The sequence below is a fragment of the Streptococcus sp. OH4692_COT-348 genome, from assembly GCF_003859975.1.
Taxonomy (GTDB): Bacteria; Bacillota; Bacilli; order Lactobacillales; family Streptococcaceae; genus Streptococcus.
Genome location: NZ_RQZB01000002.1, coordinates 39,259 through 58,722 on the forward strand (window position 1 = coordinate 39,259; position 19,464 = coordinate 58,722).

Consider the following 19,464-nt stretch of genomic DNA (forward strand, 5'->3'; position numbering starts at 1 on the left):
CTCGTTATTGAACAGAAGAGGAGAGACATGAGTGATTTGAAAGCAATTCAGGCACGTAGTCTGGAAATGGCTGAATATTTTGTGGCCTTTTGTAAAGAACATGATTTGCTTTGTTATCTTTGTGGTGGAGGTGCTATTGGTGCCCTTCGAAACAAGGGGTTCATTCCTTGGGACGACGACCTAGATTTTTTTATGCCCCGTAAGGATTATGAAAAATTGGCAGAATTATGGCCTCGTTATGCAGATGAACGTTATTTCTTGTCAAAGAGTAACAAGGATTTTGTCGACCGTAATCTTTTTATTACCATTCGTGACAAGGAAACCACCTGTATCAAACCTTACCAGCAGGATTTGAATTTACCACATGGTTTGGCCTTGGACGTTTTGCCTTTGGATTATTATCCGAAAAATCCAGCTGAGCGGAAAAAACAGGTTCGTTGGGCACTGATTTATTCACTGTTTTGTGCCCAAACTGTTCCAGAAAAGCATGGTGCAGTCATGAAATGGGGAAGCCGTATTTTACTGGGGGTGACTCCCAAATCTCTCCGCTATCATATTTGGAAAAAAGCTGAAAAAGAAATGACCAAGTACAGTCTGGCTGAGAGCGATGGAATCACGGAGTTATGCTCAGGGCCTGGCTACATGAGAAATAAGTACCCAATCGCATCTTTTGAAGATAATCTTTTCTTGCCATTTGAAGAGACAGAGATGCCCATTCCAGTTGGCTACGATGCCTATCTCAGCACTGCTTTTGGTGATTATATGACACCTCCACCAGCAGATAAGCAGCTACCACATCATGATGTGATTATAGCAGACATGGATAAGAGTTATAGAGAGTACAAGGGAGAGTACGGAGCATGATGGGAGAAAAAATAAGCGTTATTGTTCCAGTCTACAATGTAGAAGCCTATCTGGAACGATGTGTGGAGTCAATTCTTCATCAGACTTATACCAATTTTGAACTAATCCTAATAAATGATGGATCTACTGATTCTAGTGGACAAATCTGTGATCATTTAGCAAATCAGTATGAGAATATCAAAGTTTACCATATCGAAAATGCTGGTGTTTCAAATGCTAGAAATATGGGAATTCAGCTAGCGACGGGTTCTTGGGTTACCTTTATTGATAGCGATGATTTTGTTACCCAAGATTACTTAGCTACTTTAGCAAGTGCAGTTGAAGGGTTGAATGTAGGCTTTGTAATTGCTCCTCTACACCATATCAAAAATGGCATTGTAACAGACCTACCTCCACATTCTGGAAAAACAGAACTCTGGTCAACAGAAGAAACCATGAAGGAACTACTGATGACTAGCAGAACGTCATTTTTTCCAGTCGCAAAACTGTTTAAGAGAGACCTGCTTACGGATGAAAAGTTTAATACAAATTATCACCTAGCTGAAGATGCCTTATTTTTAACGGAATTGTTACTAAAGACAAGATGTAGTAGTGTATTCATTGATAAACCAATTTATTATTATGATCATCGTGAGGGAAGTGCGACAACATCTGTTAATCGGCATGTATTTGACACTATAAAAGTTTATACGAGAATTATTGCTCAAGTATCACAAGTCTTTCCTAATTTAAAATACGAATTAATAAACAGAGAATGTTGGTCGTACATCACAGTTTACGATAAAATTATCTTTACTTCACGTGAAGAGTATCAAAAGGAGAAAGCCGAGCTGAGGACTTGGATTGTTCAGCATCGACGCGAAATATGGAAGGATGCTTATTTCACTACTTTTCGCAAGGTAGCGATCTTTTCACTTGTCATTTCTCCATGGCTATATAAGAAAATTGTTGGATTAAAAAACTAATATCATGAGAAGGAGTTGAAAATGAATTTTTCAAAATTGGATGAATACTTTGAAAAATCAAAACTATGGATTGCGTATCTATTTGTTTTTATTTCGATTTTAAGTATGAGTTCACTGGTTTATAAGATAGCAAATCCCCTCTACAAGGGATTATCAGCGATTGTAGTGCTTTATATTTGCTATACCTTATTGTTTAAGTGGAAAGAAATCACAGTAGATCGCAAATTTCTATCCTTATTTGGACTCTTAGCTGGAAGTCATCTGCTATCAGCTATTTTCAATCGCTCTGGACATCTGATTGGAAATGTGATTGAAATCCTCTTCATGGTAACCTATGTTTTATTATTTACCATGTTACAATCAGGGAAACTTAAAAAATTATTTGACTGGATTGCCTATACGGTTCAAATTGTATCTTTTTCTTCAGCAATTTTTGCGTTTGGTTTATTGATAAGTAGAGTCCTTATCCTATTTAAGATTGGCGAACAATCTTATTACTATGGTGTTATGAATGGACGTCTGTGGGGGATTGTTAATCCAAATGCTAGTGCGATATTTTCATACATTAGCATTATTTTGGCTATGTATTTGATTCATAAAGGAAGTAAATATTCTGTCTATCTTAAACTGAATAATGTGATTCAATTAGTTTACTTCGCAACCATGCAAAGTAGAGGAGCTTTATTATCTTTAGTGTTAATGATTGGGTTTTATAGTTTCTTTATTAACGGGGGCAAGTTAGCTAAGCGATTTCTAATCTTTATTGTTTCTGCTTTACTTGTTTCTGCTGCTAACATCGGATTGAGTTATGTAACCTCTATTTACATATCCTCGGGGAAAGCGACTGTATTAGACTTAAATAAAGGACAATCTTATGCAGAAACGGATTCTTCAGTTATAAAAAAAACAGGTGAACTTCATCTAATAGAAACAACACCTAGTGGTAGAACTTATATTTGGAAAAATGCTATCAAAATGGGAAGCGAGAAACCAATTTTTGGTTATGGTGTACGGAATGTTCCAGATTATTACACAAAATATTTCAGTAAATTTGAGATTCAAAATTCTCTCATTGGTGGAAACTTCCATAACATTTTGGTAACGATATTTGTTAGTTCTGGAATTTTAGGTTTAGTATCCTTTCTACTTCTACTAGGATATATAATTAAGCGCTTTTTGACTTATTTGATTGTTTCTAAAAAGAACTCTGAAAAGTTGATTATGATTCTTTTCTTTGGCATCTTGTTCGGTCAATTATTTGAAAGTCAGATTATGTACTCAACTAACTTTATTAATATTATCTTTTGGTTGATTATTGGTTATGGATTAGTTGTTTGCAAACGTGATGAAGGTATTCGTTATCAGGAAGTAACTGATATTAGAGAGATTCAACAGATGGAACTAGGAATCATGGAATACATTCATGAAACTTGTCAGAAAATTGGTGTCAAATATTTCCTAGCTTATGGCAGTCTTATCGGTGCGGTTCGTCATAAAGGTTTTATTCCTTGGGATGATGACATGGATATCTGTATGTTACGAGAAGATTATGAAAAGTTGCAAGACTATCTTATTGCTAACCCTGATGAACGTTACGAAGTGATGTCTTATAAGAATAATCTCAACTATGTCTATCCCTTCATGAAAGTGCAGGATAACCATACCTACTTGCTAGAAGAAGATGTTCGCATTGATTCAAATATGGGGATTTATGTAGATATTTTCCCTGTAGATGGCTACGAGAATGATGCAAATTTCAAGAACAAGATGACAAAGCTGATAAAGAAACGTCAATTGAGTTGCTATACATTTAAAGGTATCACCAATACAAAAAGTGTTCTGAATTCACTGATACGCTATATTTCAGTTATTATTTTTTATTTCACAAATACAAATAAATACGTTGCACAAATTGAAGAACTTGCTAAATCACGTAAAGTGTCAGATTATGAGGAAGTGGATTATCTTATCTACAAGGATATGAACAAACCAGTGTGGAGACGCGAATGGCTGGAACAAGTTACTACTGGAACATTTGAAGGTAAGGAATTTATGATTCCAAAAAATTATCATGAAATTCTGACCTCGGACTACGGAGACTACATGCAACTACCACCAGTTGAGCTAAGGTTCTCTCATCATGATTTTCAATTGTGGAAAATTATTAAGGTATCTCAGTGATGTTATTGAAATGAAGAAACCATTGATTCAATGTAAAAAGATTAGGAGTGAATAATAGATGTCAGAGAAAATTTTGACTCTTGAAGAAATTAAACAAATTGAATTAGATATTTTAAACTATTTGCATGAATTGTGTGAGGAACATGAAATCAAGTATTTTATTGATTTTGGAACCTTACTAGGAGCTGTACGCCATAAAGGATTTATACCTTGGGATGATGATACAGATATTTCCTTAGCGCGTGATGAATTTGAAAAGCTCTATGAGATATTAAAAAATGAAAAACATCCCTACTATAGATTAATTTCATATAGAGAAACAAAGGGATATCCTTATACATATATGAGAGTTTATGATGTTAGAACAAGAAGAGATGCTAATCTTTTAGATAAGTCAGTTATTCTAGGTACTTGTGTTGACATTTTTCCATACGATGGAGTTGTTACAGATGAACGTGATAGAAAACAGATGAAGCTTTATAAGCAATTTATTAGACTTTCGTCTCTGAATTTTAAAGGAGTCAAAATAGATAATGGAGGTATCAAGAATTTACCACGTTATTTTGCATCTGCAATTTTCAGACTGACTTCTCCACAGAAATGGAATGAAAAATTGGAGAAGTTAGCTTTGCAATATGATGTTGAGCAGGCTACAGATCTTGCATGTACTACTTATGACTCTTACTATCCAAGTGGAATTAAGAAAGAGTGGTTATATGATACAATTGAAATGCCATATGAGAATATTCTTGTGAAAGTTCCTAGAAAATTCCATGAGATTCTGGTTTACGAGTTTGGTGAAAACTATATGACTCTTCCGCCTATTGAAAATCAAAATCCAGGAACTGATAAAAATTACTGGATTGATTGATTTATGAACAAGTTACTTTGATTTGATAATTTGATAAAATAAATAGCCTACCTATCTACTGGAGTATTCCTTGTTTTAGATAAGTAGGTTATTTTTTAATTTCTTTTAATCTTAGCAAGTGCAAGATTGAGTGCATAGTGGAGTGTTTTATCTTTGGTAAGAAATAGCGTCAAGAGATAATAGATACCGCAAGTCGCAACAGTCGAGAGAACCATGAGTATCATATTGAAGTTGACTGTGTAAGAGTTGATTTGGAAAAGGAATTTAAACGCTAAGTAGATTGGAATGAATCCGAGCGATACAATAGTATAGCGTGTTAAAGTAGTAAAGATTTCTTTTAAGTCAAGCAGATGATGCTTCTTGATAAAGTAAATTTCCAGTAGAACAACTACAGTTTCTGCAATAATAGTAGTAGCAATGTAGTACTCTGGTGCAAAAATATTATTGAAATACAAGAGACTGTTGAGTAGGATATTAGCTCCGCCACCAATAAAGTAAAAGGCTGTTAAACGATTTTCGTGGTCGTTGATGAAGATAATTTGTTTACCGAGAATCAACTCAATGGCCCAGATGATTGTACGAAAGGCGAAAACACTAGTCACAATACCTGCTTCGAGGTATTTTTCAGAAGAGTAGATAACTGCCGCGTAGTTTCCCAACACCATCATTCCAATACTGGTTGGAATGATAAGGAAATAAAAGAGGGCAGCTCCTTGGTTCAGAAGATTTTTATAAGATTCGTAGTCTTTCTTACCGAGATAGTAGCCGAGACGTGGAATACTGACGTTGATAGCTCCACTCAGGACACTTGCAATCAACATGACGATGCTAGAAGCAATGGTATAATAAGAAATGTAGTTTTCATCAGGCCCTTTGGTGATAAACATTCTATCAAGCAAGGTGTAGAGCATATTGGCATTAGCTAGAAGCAACATGGTCAAGAGTGGCTTAGATGCTTTGATTAATTCCATGAGACCAATTTTGACAAAGGAAACTTCTCTCTTGATCCAAAGAAAACTGAGCAGGTAGTTGAGGATAGTTGTCGCACTCATGACGATGGCATAAGGAATGATATCATCTGCAGTTTTAACAAAGGTAAAGATAGCAACCAGCATGGCAATCCGAATAATCAATGTCTTGTAAAGGATGAAGGCATAGTTTTCATAAGCTTCGTTCATCCATTCGATATAAAGGAATTGGAAGAGAGCCTGGACACCAAGTATGTAGTAGAGTTCTTTCAAATTTTCAATACTATTATCTAGGTAAATAAACAAAAAATAGATACTTGTTGTAAGGACAGAAGTAATTACAGATATATAGAATAACTTGGAGAAGACATAATTAATCTTATCTTTATCGTCCTTAACCTTACTGATAGCTCGAATCCCGTAGTTGTATATCCCAAAGGCAGCTAGTGGAATGACAAAGCTAGCCCAGGTATTGGCGGTATTGAAATAACCGTAGTTGGATTTGCTGAGAATCCGCGTCAGATAAGGATTGGTTATCAGAGGAAAAACGATATTGAGAACATTGACTAGTAAGCTAGCCAGTGCATTAACTTTTATATTTTTCATTGTACTTTCTTTCTTGTATTGTAAAATGGTCTCTAGTATTATATCACATTCTCGCTTCATTCTTTTGATAAAATCTTAAAAATCTAGTATAATAGATAGAACTGAAAGTATGAGGTTACTAGCAATGAAAATGAAACAAATTAGTGATACAACTTTGAAAATCACGATGTCTTTAGAGGATTTGATGGATCGTGGCATGGAGATTGCTGACTTTCTCGTTCCTCAAGAAAAAACAGAAGAGTTCTTTTATGCTATCTTGGATGAGCTAGAGATGCCTGAGAGTTTTTTGGATACAGGTATGTTGAGCTTCCGTGTGACTCCAAAACCTGATAAGGTCGATGTCTTTGTAACCAAATCAAAGATTGACCAAAATCTAGATTTTGAAGACTTATCGGATTTACCAGATATGGAAGAATTGGCTCAAATGTCGCCTGATGAATTTATCAAAACCTTGGAAAAGAGCATTGCAGAAAAGACTAAAGATGATATTGAAGCGATTCAATCTCTAGAGCAAGTCGAAGCCAAGGAAGAAGAGCAAGAACAGGCTGAACAAGAAGCTGAGGGCAAGAAAGAGCCTTATATCTACTACATCCTTTCTTTTACAAAATTGGCTGACTTGGTGGCTTTTGCCAAGACAGTGACTTTTGAGATGGAAACTTCTGAACTCTACAAGATGAATGAGCGGTATTATTTGACCATTTTAGTGGATATTGAAAATCATCCAAGTCCATATCCAGCTTGGCTATTGGCTCGTATGCGCGAGTTTGCAGACGATAGTGATATCAGTCGTTCAGTCTTACAAGAGTATGGTCAAGTCTTGATGAATCACGATGCAGTGCTCAATCTGCAAAAGATTGGATAATCCTTTATGGAAAGCTATTTCTAGATTAAAGAGCGAATCATCAGATTCGTTTTTTCTTTTCTAGATTGAAATAGTGATTTACTATAATAGGAATTTTCACAAAATTCTGTTATAATGGCTATATTAGAAAATTTCGAGGAGACAAACATGACAGTTAAAATTGCTTTATTAGGATTTGGTACCGTTGCAAGTGGTGTGCCTTTCCTCCTAAAGGAAAATGGAGAAAAAATCAATCAATCAGCACATTCAGAAATTGAAGTTGCTAAAGTATTGGTTAAGGATGAAGATGAAAAGAATCGCTTGCTTGCAGCAGGGAATGACTTTAACTTTGTAACCAATGTTGATGACATTTTGTCAGACCAAGATATTACTATCGTAGTGGAATTGATGGGGCGTATCGAACCTGCTAAGACTTTTATCACTCGTGCCTTGGAAGCTGGAAAACACGTTGTTACTGCCAATAAGGACCTTTTGGCTGTCCATGGTGCAGAATTGTTAGAAATCGCTCAAGCTAACAAGGTAGCACTTTACTACGAAGCAGCAGTAGCTGGTGGGATTCCAATTCTTCGTACCTTGGCAAATTCCTTGGCTTCTGATAAAGTCACGCGCGTGCTTGGAGTCGTTAACGGAACTTCCAACTTCATGATGACCAAGATGGTGGAAGAAGGCTGGTCTTACGATGATGCTCTTGCGGAAGCGCAACGTCTAGGATTTGCAGAAAGCGACCCGACAAATGACGTGGATGGGATTGATGCAGCCTACAAGATGGTTATTTTGAGCCAATTTGCCTTTGGCATGAAGGTTGCCTTTGACGATGTAGCCCACAAGGGGATTCGTAACATCACACCAGAAGACGTAGCTGTAGCTCAAGAACTCGGATATGTAGTGAAATTGGTTGGTTCTATCGAGGAAACTCCTTCAGGTATTGCTGCAGAAGTAACACCAACCTTCCTACCTAAAGCGCACCCACTTGCCAGTGTGAATGGGGTAATGAACGCTGTTTTTGTAGAATCTATCGGTATCGGTGAGTCTATGTACTACGGACCAGGTGCGGGTCAAAAACCAACTGCAACGAGTGTTGTAGCAGATATTGTCCGTATCGTTCGTCGCTTGAATGATGGTACCATTGGCAAAGACTTCAACGAATATAGCCGTGACTTGGTCTTGGCAAATCCAGAGGATGTCAAAGCAAATTACTACTTCTCAATCTTGGCACCAGACTCAAAAGGTCAGGTCTTGAAGTTGGCTGAAATCTTTAATGCCCAAGATATTTCCTTCAAGCAAATCCTCCAAGACGGCAAAGAGGGTGACAAGGCGCGTGTTGTGATCATCACACACAAGATTAATAAAGCCCAGCTTGAAAATGTCTCAGCTGAATTGAAGAAGGTTTCAGAATTCGACCTCTTGAATACCTTCAAGGTGCTAGGAGAATAAAATGAAGATTATTGTACCTGCAACCAGTGCCAATATCGGGCCAGGTTTTGACTCGGTCGGTGTAGCTGTAACCAAGTACCTTCAAATCGAGGTCTGTGAAGAACGAGATGAGTGGTTGATTGAACACCAGATTGGCAAATGGATTCCACATGACGAACGTAATCTCTTGCTCAAAATCGCTTTGCAAATTGTACCAGACTTGCACCCAAGACGTTTGAAAATGACCAGTGATGTTCCCTTGGCGCGTGGCTTGGGTTCTTCTAGCTCGGTTATTGTTGCTGGGATTGAACTAGCCAACCAATTGGGTCAGCTCAACTTGTCAGACAATGAAAAATTGCAGTTAGCGACCAAGATTGAAGGACATCCTGACAATGTGGCTCCAGCCATTTATGGTAATCTCGTTATTGCAAGCTCCGTTGAAGGACAAGTCTCTGCTATCGTAGCAGATTTCCCAGAGTGTGATTTCCTAGCCTACATTCCTAACTATGAATTGCGTACTCGAGACAGCCGTGGTGTCTTACCTAAGAAATTGTCTTACAAAGAAGCTGTTGCAGCTAGTTCTATCGCCAATGTGGCGGTTGCAGCCTTGTTGGCAGGAGACATGGTGACCGCTGGGCAAGCAATTGAGGGAGACCTCTTCCACGAGCGCTATCGTCAGGACTTGGTGAGAGAATTTGCGACGATTAAGCAAGTGGCCAAAGAAAATGGTGCCTATGCAACCTATCTATCTGGTGCTGGGCCGACAGTTATGATCTTGGCTTCTCATGACAAGATGCCAACGATTAAGGCAGAATTGGAAAAGCAACCTTTCAAAGGAAAACTTCATGATTTAAAAGTTGATACCCAAGGTGTCCGTGTCGAAGCAAAATAAAGAATAGCAGATAGGATGGGGAAACTCTCGACCAGAGGGCTTCCTATCCTTTTTTTGAAAAGAATTCGAGTTAAAAACTTGATAAAGGAGAAATAAAGATGGCAGAAATTTATCTAGCAGGCGGTTGTTTTTGGGGCTTAGAGGAGTATTTTTCACGTATTTCTGGAGTGCTAGCAACCAGTGTTGGCTACGCTAATGGACAAGTCGAAACGACTAATTACCAGCTGCTCAAGGAAACAGACCATGCAGAAACAGTTCAAGTGATTTACGATGAGAAGGCAGTGTCACTCAGAGAGATTTTACTTTATTATTTCCGTGTTATTGATCCATTATCCATCAATCAACAAGGGAATGACCGTGGACGTCAGTATCGGACCGGTATATATTACCAGGATGAAGCAGACTTGCCAGCTATCTACACAGTTATGCAGGAGCAGGATCGCATGCTGGGTCGAAAGATTGCAGTAGAGGTGGAGAAACTTCGCCACTACATTTTGGCTGAAGACTACCACCAAGACTATCTTAAGAAAAATCCTTCAGGTTACTGTCATATCGATGTGGCCGATGCTGAGAAGCCATTGATTGATGCAGCAAATTATGAAAAGCCTAGCCAAGAAGTGTTAAAGGAAAGTTTAACTGAAGAGGCCTATCGTGTCACCCAAGAAGCTGCTACAGAGGCTCCATTTACCAATGCCTATGACCAAACCTTTGAAGAAGGGATTTATGTAGACATCACGACAGGTGAGCCACTCTTTTTTGCCAAGGATAAGTTTGCCTCAGGTTGTGGTTGGCCAAGTTTTAGCCGTCCGATTTCCAAAGAGTTGATTCACTATTACAAGGACCTGAGTCATGGAATGGAGCGAATTGAGGTTCGTTCTCGGTCGGGGAATGCTCACTTGGGTCATGTTTTTACAGATGGGCCTCGGGAGTTAGGTGGACTTCGTTACTGTATTAATTCTGCATCCTTGCGTTTTGTATCCAAGGATGAGATGGAAGAGGAAGGATATGGCTATCTACTGCCTTACTTAAACAAATAAAACAGAGAGGGTGGGATCTCCCCACTTTCTTCATTTCCAGAATACGCATAGAAGGGATTTATGAAACACCTATTATCTTACTTCAAACCCTACATCAAGGAATCGATTTTAGCACCCTTGTTCAAGCTGTTAGAAGCTGTTTTTGAGCTCTTGGTTCCCATGGTGATTGCTGGGATTGTTGACCAATCCTTGCCCCAGAGAAATCAGAGTCATCTCTGGATGCAGATTGGTCTGCTCCTTATTTTTGCAGTGATTGGTGTTGTAGTGGCCTTAATAGCCCAGTTCTACTCAGCTAAGGCTGCGGTTGGATTTGCCAAGGAATTGACAAACGATCTCTATCGTCATATTCTTTCCTTACCCAAGAACAGCAGAGACCGTCTGACAACTTCGAGCTTGGTGACTCGCTTGACTTCGGATACCTACCAGATTCAGACTGGTATCAATCAATTCCTGCGTCTCTTTTTGCGAGCACCTATTATCGTTTTTGGTGCCATTTTTATGGCCTATCGAATCTCAGCTGAGTTGACTCTCTGGTTCTTGGTCATGGTTGTCATTTTGACCATTGTCATTGTAGGGCTCTCTCGACTGGTCAATCCTCTCTACAGTAGTCTGAGAAAGAAAACGGACCAACTGGTTCAGGAAACGCGCCAGCAATTACAAGGGATGCGAGTTATTCGTACTTTTGGGAAAGAAAAACGAGAATTACAGATTTTTCAAACCCTTAACCAAGTCTATGCTAGATTACAAGAAAAGACAGGTTTTTGGTCCAGTTTATTAACACCTCTGACCTATCTGATTGTTAATGGAACCCTCCTCGTTATTATCTGGCAGGGTTATATTTCAATTCAAGGAGGTTTACTCAGTCAAGGTGCCTTGATTGCTCTTATCAACTATCTCCTACAGATCTTGGTGGAATTGGTCAAGCTAGCCATGCTGATAAATTCCCTCAACCAGTCCTATATCTCAGCCAAGCGAATCGAGGAAGTCTTTGCCGAAGCTCCAGAAGATATCCATTCAGAATTAGAACAAAAGCAAACTACCAGTAATCAGGTTTTACAAGTTCAAGATTTAACTTTTACCTACCCTGATGCAGCCCAGCCTTCTCTGAGAGATATTTCCTTTGATATGACTCAAGGACAAATCCTTGGTATCATTGGGGGAACGGGTTCTGGTAAGTCAAGCTTGGTACAAGTCTTACTTGGTATTTATCAAATTGATAAGGGAAGCATTGACCTTTATCGAGATGGACGTAGTCCTATTAATTTGGAGCAGTGGCGATCTTGGATTGCCTATGTGCCCCAAAAAGTCGAACTCTTTAAGGGAAGCATCCGTTCCAATTTGACTCTAGGTTTAGATCAAGAACTATCTGACCAAGAACTTTGGCAGGCCTTGGAGATTGCGCAAGCTAACGATTTTGTCAGTGAAAAGGAAGGACTCTTGGATGACCTAGTTGAGGCAGGAGGTCGAAATTTCTCAGGTGGACAAAAACAAAGGCTGTCTATCGCACGAGCAGCCTTGCGCCAGGCTCCGTTTCTCATCTTAGATGATGCGACTTCGGCCCTCGACACCATTACCGAGTCTAGGCTCTTGAAAGCTATTCGAGAAAATTTGCCAAATACGAGCTTAATTTTGATTTCTCAACGAACCTCAACACTTCGTATGGCAGACCAGATTCTCCTCTTGGAAAAAGGGGAGCTCCTAGCTATCGGCAAGCACGAGGACTTGATGAAATCTAGCCAAGTCTATCGTGAAATCAATGCATCCCAACATGGAAAGGAGGACTAGTATGAGACGACAAACTGCAAATCAAACATTCAAACGTTTAGCCGTGGATTTAGCAAGCCATCCCTTCCTCCTTTTCCTAGCCTTTCTAGGAACGATTGCCCAAGTTAGTTTATCAATTTATCTTCCTATTTTGATTGGGCAGATCATTGACCAAGTCCTGGTGGCTGGTTCATCACCAGTTTTTTGGCAGATTTTCATTCAAATGCTCTTGGTGGTGATTGGGAATACTCTTGTGCAATGGATCAATCCTCTCCTCTATAATCGCCTAATCTTCTCTTATACCAAAGACTTGCGAGAGCGAATCATCCATAAGCTCCATCGTTTACCGATTGCTTTTGTAGATCGGCAAGGCAGTGGAGAAATGGTCAGTCGTGTAACCACGGACATAGAACAGTTGGCAGCTGGCTTGACCATGATTTTTAACCAATTTTTTATTGGCGTCTTGATGATTTTGGTGAGTATTCTAGCTATGCTTCAAATTCATCTCCTCATGACTCTCTTAGTCTTGCTGTTGACGCCACTGTCTATGGTGATTTCACGCTTTATTGCCAAGAAATCTTATCATCTCTTCCAAAAGCAAACAGAGACGAGGGGAATTCAGACTCAGTTGATTGAAGAATCTTTGAGCCAGCAGACCATTATCCAGTCCTTTAATGCTCAGGAAGAGTTTATCCAAAGATTGCGTGAGGCTAATGACAATTACGCAGGCTATTCTCAGTCAGCCATCTTTTATTCTTCAACGGTTAATCCTTCGACTCGCTTTGTCAATGCGCTCATTTATGCTCTTCTTGCTGGAGTAGGAGCTTATCGTATCATGATGGGTTCAACCTTGACAATCGGGCGTTTAGTGACCTTTTTAAACTATGTTCAGCAGTATACCAAGCCCTTTAACGATATTTCTTCAGTTCTAGCTGAGTTGCAAAGTGCTCTGGCTTGCGCAGAGCGTGTCTATACTGTCTTAGAAAGTCCTGAGGTGGCTGAAACAGGCAAGGAAGTCTTGACCAGTGACCAAGTTAAGGGGGCCATTTCCTTTAAACAGGTTTCTTTTGGCTACAATCCTGAAAAGACTTTGATTAAGGATTTATCTATTGACATCCCAGCTGGTAGCAAGGTGGCAATCGTTGGTCCGACAGGTGCTGGAAAATCAACACTTATCAATCTCCTCATGCGTTTTTATCCTATTAACTCAGGAGCTATCTTGCTAGATGGACGATCCATTTATGACTATAGTCGTGCCTCTTTACGTCAGCAGTTTGGCATGGTGCTCCAAGAAACCTGGCTCAAGCAAGGGACCATTCATGACAATATTGCCTTTGGAAATCCTGATGCCAGTAGGGAGCAGGTGATTGCTGCTGCCAAAGCAGCCAATGCAGACTTTTTCATCCAACAGTTACCTCAAGGATATGATACCAAGTTGGGAAATGCTGGAGAATCTCTTTCTGTTGGTCAGGCTCAGCTCTTGACCATAGCCCGAGTTTTTCTAGCTATTCCCAAGATTCTCATCTTAGACGAGGCGACTTCTTCCATCGATACACGGACAGAAGTTCTAGTACAGGATGCCTTTGCCAAACTCATGAAGGGGCGCACAAGCTTTATCATCGCCCACCGCTTGTCAACCATTCAGGATGCGGATCTGATTCTAGTCTTGGTGGATGGTGACATCGTTGAGTATGGTAACCATCATGATCTCATGGCTCGAAAGGGCAAGTATTACCAAATGCAGCAAGCTGCAGCTTTTAGCTCTGAATAAGCCTTTCTACTTTGAAATCTTATAGATAAAAAAGTTGCCTTCGGGTGACTTTTTTGTTACAATAGCTAGAAAAATTGTTCACTGTAAATTGTCTTTTAGAAAAGGAGCCTAGAATGAAAGTCTATCAGCATGTAAATATTGTGACTTGTGATCAAGATTTTCATGTTTATCTGAATGGAATCTTAGCAGTTAAGGATTCTCAAATCGTCTATGTCGGTCAAGGGAATTCAGAGATTTTAGAGCAAGCTGAGCAGATTATAGACTATCAGGGGGCCTGGATTATGCCTGGTTTGGTCAATTGCCATACCCATTCTGCTATGACAGGATTGAGAGGAATTCGAGATGATAGCAATCTTCATGAATGGCTCAATGACTATATCTGGCCAGCAGAAGCTGAGTTTACTCCCGACATGACTACCAAGGCGGTCAAAGAAGCTCTGACAGAGATGCTCCAGTCAGGAACAACAACCTTCAACGATATGTATAATCCCAATGGTGTGGATATGGAGCAAATTTATCAGGCAGTGAAAGCTTCCAAGATGCGTTGTTATTTCTCACCGACCCTCTTTTCCTCAGAGGCAGAAACAACTGCCGAGACGATAAGCAGAACTCGAGCCATCATCGAGGAAATTTTAGGATATAAAAATCCAAATTTCAAGGTTATGATAGCCCCACATTCTCCCTACAGTTGTAGTAGAGACTTGCTGGAAGAAAGCTTAGATATGGCAAAAGAGCTAAATATTCCTCTCCATATCCATGTGGCGGAGACCAAGGAGGAGTCAGAAATTATCCTCAAACGATACGGCAAACGCCCCCTCGCCTTTCTAGAAGAACTGGGTTACTTAGATTATCCGTCTGTCTTTGCTCATGGGGTCGAATTAAACGAGCGAGAAATTGAACGTTTGGCAACCTCTCAAGTAGCTATCGCCCACAACCCTATCAGTAACCTCAAACTGGCATCAGGAATCGCTCCCATCGTCCAACTGCAAAAAGCAGGAGTAGCAGTAGGAATTGCGACTGACTCGGTCGCTTCTAATAATAATTTAGACATGTTTGAGGAAGGTCGGACAGCAGCCCTTCTTCAGAAGATGAAAAGTGGAGATGCCAGCCAATTCCCAATCGAAACAGCCCTCAAGGCTCTGACAATCGAAGGGGCTAAGGTCCTAGGAATGGAAGAACAGATAGGAAGCCTAGAAGTCGGAAAGCAAGCAGATTTTCTCGTCATCCACCCTCAGGGAAAAATCCATCTCCAACCTCAGAAAAATATGCTCTCTCATCTCGTTTATGCAGTCAAATCTAGTGATGTAGATGATGTTTATATCGCCGGAGAACAGGTTGTGAAACAAGGTCAAGTCCTGACAGTAGAACTTTAGAATAAAAATCACGAAAAAATTAAAAAAAAGTTTGCAAAAATCTTGCATTCTTTTTTTGACTATGCTATACTTATATACGGTTTGAAAAAACTGCCTAAGACAGTAGGGGAGCTCGACTCATAAGTATCCTACCGAGGACAAAACGTATCATGTAAAAAGAAGCGTATTGTACTTTCGTGTCTAGGTTTGGGCGCGTTTTTCTTTTGGAAAAATTCCCCAAGCAAAATAATAACGGAGGTGAACACACTAATGAGTGAAGCAATTATTGCTAAAAAAGCGGAACTAGTTGACGTAGTAGCTGAAAAAATGAAAGCTGCTGCATCTATCGTCGTTGTAGACGCTCGTGGTTTGACAGTTGAGCAAGATACAGTTCTTCGTCGTGAGCTTCGTGGAAGCGAAGTTGAGTATAAAGTGATTAAAAACTCAATCTTGCGTCGTGCAGCTGAAAAAGCTGGTCTTGAAGATCTTGCATCTGTATTCGTTGGACCATCTGCAGTGGCATTTTCTAACGAAGATGTTATCGCACCAGCGAAAATCTTGAACGACTTTTCTAAAAACGCTGAAGCACTTGAAATCAAAGGTGGTGCAATCGAAGGCGCTGTCGCATCTAAAGAAGAGATTCTTGCTCTTGCAACTCTTCCAAACCGCGAAGGACTTCTTTCTATGCTCCTTTCTGTACTTCAAGCGCCAGTGCGCAACGTTGCTCTTGCAGTCAAAGCGGTTGCAGACAACAAAGAAGACGCAGCTTAATCTTAAGCTACGCAGCGTAGCCTAGCTACGAAAATCTATTATAAATTTAAAACATATTTGGAGGAAATAACAATGGCATTGAACATTGAAAACATTATTGCTGAAATTAAAGAAGCTTCAATCCTTGAATTGAACGACCTTGTAAAAGCTATCGAAGAAGAATTTGGTGTAACTGCAGCTGCTCCTGTAGCTGTTGCTGCAGCTGGTGTTGCTGACGCTGGTGCTGCTAAAGATTCATTCGACGTTGAATTGACATCTGCAGGTGACAAAAAAGTTGGTGTTATCAAAGTTGTACGTGAAATCACAGGTCTTGGTCTTAAAGAAGCTAAAGAACTTGTTGACGGTGCACCAGCACTTGTTAAAGAAGGCGTTGCAACTGCAGAAGCTGAAGAAATCAAAGCTAAATTGGAAGAAGCTGGAGCTTCAGTTACTCTTAAATAATAGAGCAACTACATTAGTAGCTTAAAAACATGATTAAACCGCTATTCTTAGGAGTAGCGGTTTTTCTTTTTGTTCTAAAAGGGGCAAAAAAGGGGGCGAGTAAGTAATTTTCCAACTGTTTAATTCAAGCTAAAAATCCCCAATCGAAGCGATTGAGGATTAAGCAAATAAATCTTAAACAATACCTTGTGCAATCATAGCGTTTGCTACATTTTCAAAGGCAGCAATGTTAGCTCCTGCAAGGTAGTCTTTATCAAGACCATATGTTTCTGAAGTTGTTTTGGCTGTGTTGAAGATGTTTGTCATGATGTCTTTGAGACGTCCATCAACTTCTTCACGAGTCCATGAAAGGCGAAGACTGTTTTGGCTCATTTCAAGGGCTGAAACGGCTACACCACCAGCGTTAGCAGCTTTGGCAGGTCCGTAGAAGATACCATTTTCTTTGTAGACTTTGATGGCATCAAGGTCGCTTGGCATGTTGGCACCTTCAGATACACAGATCACGCCTTGAGCAACCAAACGTTTAGCTGCTTCACCGTTGATTTCGTTTTGAGTTGCACATGGAAGAGCGATGTCATAGTTTTCAGCGTAAGTCCATACAGAACCTTCGTGATATGTCGCAGTTGCTTTCTCAGCTGCATACTCAGTCAAACGAGCACGACGTTTTTCTTTAACATCTACTAAAAGATCAAAGTCGATACCATTTTCATCGATGATATAACCATTTGAGTCAGAAACAGAAATAACAGTTGCACCGAGTTCAGTTGCTTTTTGAAGAGCGTACTGAGCTACGTTACCAGAACCTGAAATAACGACTTTCTTACCAGCAAAGCTGTTACCGTTAGCTTTAAGCATTTCTTCAGTATAGTAAACCAAACCGTAACCAGTTGCTTCTGGACGAATCAAGCTACCACCAAACCCAAGAGGTTTACCAGTCAAGACACCAGCATCAAATTGGTTAAGACGTTTGTATTGACCGTAAAGGTAACCAATTTCGCGTCCACCTACACCGATATCACCAGCAGGTACGTCAAGTGATGGTCCGATGTGTTTTTGCAATTCAGTCATGAAGCTTTGGCAGAAGCGCATCACTTCAGCATCTGTTTTACCTTTAGGATCGAAGTCTGATCCACCTTTACCTCCACCGATAGGAAGCCCAGTCAAGACATTTTTGAAGATTTGTTCAAATCCGAGGAATTTCAAAATCCCTTGGTTTACAGTTGGGTGGAAACGAAGTCCGCCTTTGTATGGCCCAACAGCTGAGTTGAATTGAACACGGTAACCACGGTTTACTTGAACTTTTCCATCACGGTCAACCCAAGGAACACGGAAAGAAATCACGCGCTCAGGCTCAGTAATACGTGCCAAGATATTTTCTTCGATATACTCAGGGTGTTTTTCAAATACAGGTTCCAAAGTGTTGAAAAATTCTTCAACAGCTTGGAGGAATTCAGCCTCGTGCCCGTTACGAGCTTTTACAGTTTCAAACACGCTTTGGATATATTCTTTAGCAGATGTCATATCGTTCTCCTTTTGTTGTCATATTTTATTACATGAGTCATTATAGCAGAAATTTTTTTAACTGTAAAGAGAAAAACAAAAATTTTCTAAAAATTCACTCAATTTGGTTTGGGAATTTTTGGAAGTAGATAAAAAACGAACATTTTTCTTATAAATGCCTTTCTTAAAGAGAAAATCTGAAAATGTGGTATAATATTAGCAATAAAAGGAATCTGGAGGATCAGAATCATGGTATCAACGAAAACGCAAATTGCTGGTTTTGAGTTTGACAATTGCTTGATGAATGCAGCAGGGGTGGCCTGTATGACGATAGAGGAGCTAGAAGGGGTTAAAAACTCAGCAGCGGGAACCTTTGTCACTAAGACAGCGACCTTGGAATTTCGTCAGGGAAATCCTGAGCCACGCTATCAAGATGTCCCACTGGGTTCTATCAACTCTATGGGATTACCGAATAATGGTTTAGACTACTATTTGGACTATCTTTTGGATTTACAGGAAAAAGAGCCAAACCGAACTTTCTTCCTATCTCTAGTTGGAATGTCTCCAGAGGAAACCCATACTATCTTGAAAAAAGTCCAAGAGAGTGATTTTTGTGGTCTGACTGAGCTAAATCTTTCCTGTCCAAATGTTCCAGGTAAACCTCAGATTGCCTATGATTTTGAGACAACTGACCAAATTTTGGCAGAGGTGTTTGCCTACTTTACCAAACCTCTTGGAATCAAATTGCCACCATATTTTGACATTGTTCACTTTGACCAAGCGGCAGCTATTTTCAACAAGTATCCGCTCAAGTTTGTCAACTGCGTCAACTCTATCGGAAACGGCCTTTATATAGAAGATGAGTCTGTCGTTATTCGTCCTAAAAATGGTTTTGGGGGCATTGGTGGGGAGTATATTAAACCAACTGCTCTAGCTAATGTTCATGCCTTTTATCAACGCTTAAATCCTCAAATTCAAATCATTGGAACAGGTGGCGTTTTGACTGGTCGTGATGCCTTTGAACATATCCTCTGTGGAGCAAGTATGGTGCAGGTGGGGACCACCCTTCACAAAGAAGGAGTTGGTGCTTTTGATCGTATTACCAATGAACTGAAAGTAATCATGGCGGAAAAAGGGTACGAAAGCCTAGAAGATTTCCGTGGGAAATTGCGCTATATTGATTAAATTCATTAAAAAATCAGAAGA

Annotated in this window: 16 protein-coding genes and 1 other annotated feature; of the genes, 14 read left to right on the forward strand and 2 right to left on the reverse strand. The window is 39.8% G+C overall.

What is annotated here, in order from left to right:
• The first annotated feature begins 27 nt into the window (after nt 1–27).
• Genes EII37_RS01055 through EII37_RS01070 form a run of 4 tightly spaced genes read left to right on the forward strand, consistent with a single transcriptional unit; the run spans nt 28 to nt 4,881 of the window.
• The gene (locus EII37_RS01055) at nt 28–864 is read left to right on the forward strand and encodes a phosphorylcholine transferase LicD (RefSeq protein ID WP_124787301.1); all 837 of its coding nucleotides are present in this window, start codon (nt 28–30) and stop codon (nt 862–864) included.
• Nucleotides 861–1,829, forward strand: coding sequence for a glycosyltransferase family 2 protein (locus EII37_RS01060; RefSeq protein WP_124787302.1), 969 nt, complete (start codon nt 861–863; stop codon nt 1,827–1,829). Before EII37_RS01055 ends, EII37_RS01060 begins: the two co-directional genes overlap by 4 nt.
• Before the next feature lie 21 nt (nt 1,830–1,850).
• A complete protein-coding gene (locus EII37_RS01065) occupies nt 1,851–4,010 on the forward strand; it encodes a LicD family protein (protein ID WP_124787303.1) in 2,160 nt (719 codons plus the stop codon).
• Between the two features lie 58 nt (nt 4,011–4,068).
• Entirely contained in the window at nt 4,069–4,881 is an 813-nt protein-coding gene (locus tag EII37_RS01070; RefSeq protein WP_124787304.1) for a phosphorylcholine transferase LicD, read from the forward strand.
• A 95-nt stretch (nt 4,882–4,976) separates the two neighbouring features.
• On the opposite strand, the gene EII37_RS01075 is transcribed toward EII37_RS01070, so the two are convergent.
• Entirely contained in the window at nt 4,977–6,455 is a 1,479-nt protein-coding gene (locus EII37_RS01075) for an oligosaccharide flippase family protein (RefSeq protein WP_124787305.1), read from the reverse strand.
• Nucleotides 6,456–6,579: 124 nt separating this feature from the next.
• On the opposite strand from EII37_RS01075, the gene mecA reads away from it, so the two are divergent.
• The 9 genes from mecA (at nt 6,580) to rplL (ending at nt 16,758) form a co-directional block, all read left to right on the forward strand.
• Entirely contained in the window at nt 6,580–7,317 is a 738-nt protein-coding gene (gene mecA, locus EII37_RS01080; RefSeq protein ID WP_124787306.1) for an adaptor protein MecA, read from the forward strand.
• A gap of 147 nt (nt 7,318–7,464) precedes the next feature.
• Entirely contained in the window at nt 7,465–8,751 is a 1,287-nt protein-coding gene (locus tag EII37_RS01085) for a homoserine dehydrogenase (protein ID WP_124787307.1), read from the forward strand.
• A gap of 1 nt (nt 8,752) precedes the next feature.
• Entirely contained in the window at nt 8,753–9,622 is an 870-nt protein-coding gene (thrB, locus tag EII37_RS01090) for a homoserine kinase (RefSeq protein WP_124787308.1), read from the forward strand.
• A 98-nt stretch (nt 9,623–9,720) separates the two neighbouring features.
• Nucleotides 9,721–10,659, forward strand: a complete 939-nt coding sequence (gene msrB, locus EII37_RS01095) for a peptide-methionine (R)-S-oxide reductase MsrB (protein WP_124787309.1) — start codon at nt 9,721–9,723, stop codon at nt 10,657–10,659.
• 60 nt (nt 10,660–10,719) lie between these two features.
• Complete coding sequence (locus EII37_RS01100; RefSeq protein ID WP_124787310.1) at nt 10,720–12,444, forward strand: ABC transporter ATP-binding protein; 1,725 nt, start codon at nt 10,720–10,722, stop codon at nt 12,442–12,444.
• Nucleotide 12,445: 1 nt separating this feature from the next.
• Nucleotides 12,446–14,194, forward strand: a complete 1,749-nt coding sequence (locus EII37_RS01105) for an ABC transporter ATP-binding protein (protein WP_124787311.1) — start codon at nt 12,446–12,448, stop codon at nt 14,192–14,194.
• A gap of 113 nt (nt 14,195–14,307) precedes the next feature.
• On the forward strand, nt 14,308–15,567 hold the full coding sequence (locus EII37_RS01110; RefSeq protein ID WP_124787312.1) for a TRZ/ATZ family protein: 1,260 nt from the start codon (nt 14,308–14,310) through the stop codon (nt 15,565–15,567).
• 75 nt (nt 15,568–15,642) lie between these two features.
• Nucleotides 15,643–15,778 (forward strand) — a sequence feature (ribosomal protein L10 leader region).
• A 38-nt stretch (nt 15,779–15,816) separates the two neighbouring features.
• Nucleotides 15,817–16,317 (forward strand): 50S ribosomal protein L10, encoded by a 501-nt coding sequence (gene rplJ, locus EII37_RS01120; protein ID WP_001287277.1) that lies wholly within the window; start codon nt 15,817–15,819, stop codon nt 16,315–16,317.
• 72 nt (nt 16,318–16,389) lie between these two features.
• Entirely contained in the window at nt 16,390–16,758 is a 369-nt protein-coding gene (rplL, locus tag EII37_RS01125; protein ID WP_070527119.1) for a 50S ribosomal protein L7/L12, read from the forward strand.
• 174 nt (nt 16,759–16,932) lie between these two features.
• On the opposite strand, the gene gdhA is transcribed toward rplL, so the two are convergent.
• Nucleotides 16,933–18,279: an NADP-specific glutamate dehydrogenase gene (gene gdhA, locus EII37_RS01130; RefSeq protein ID WP_124787313.1), complete on the reverse strand. Its 1,347-nt coding sequence runs from the start codon at nt 18,277–18,279 to the stop codon at nt 16,933–16,935.
• 228 nt (nt 18,280–18,507) lie between these two features.
• Here gdhA and EII37_RS01135 point away from each other — a divergent pair, with 228 nt between their 5' ends.
• The gene (locus EII37_RS01135) at nt 18,508–19,443 is read left to right on the forward strand and encodes a dihydroorotate oxidase (protein WP_124787314.1); all 936 of its coding nucleotides are present in this window, start codon (nt 18,508–18,510) and stop codon (nt 19,441–19,443) included.
• Nucleotides 19,444–19,464 lie beyond the last annotated feature (21 nt).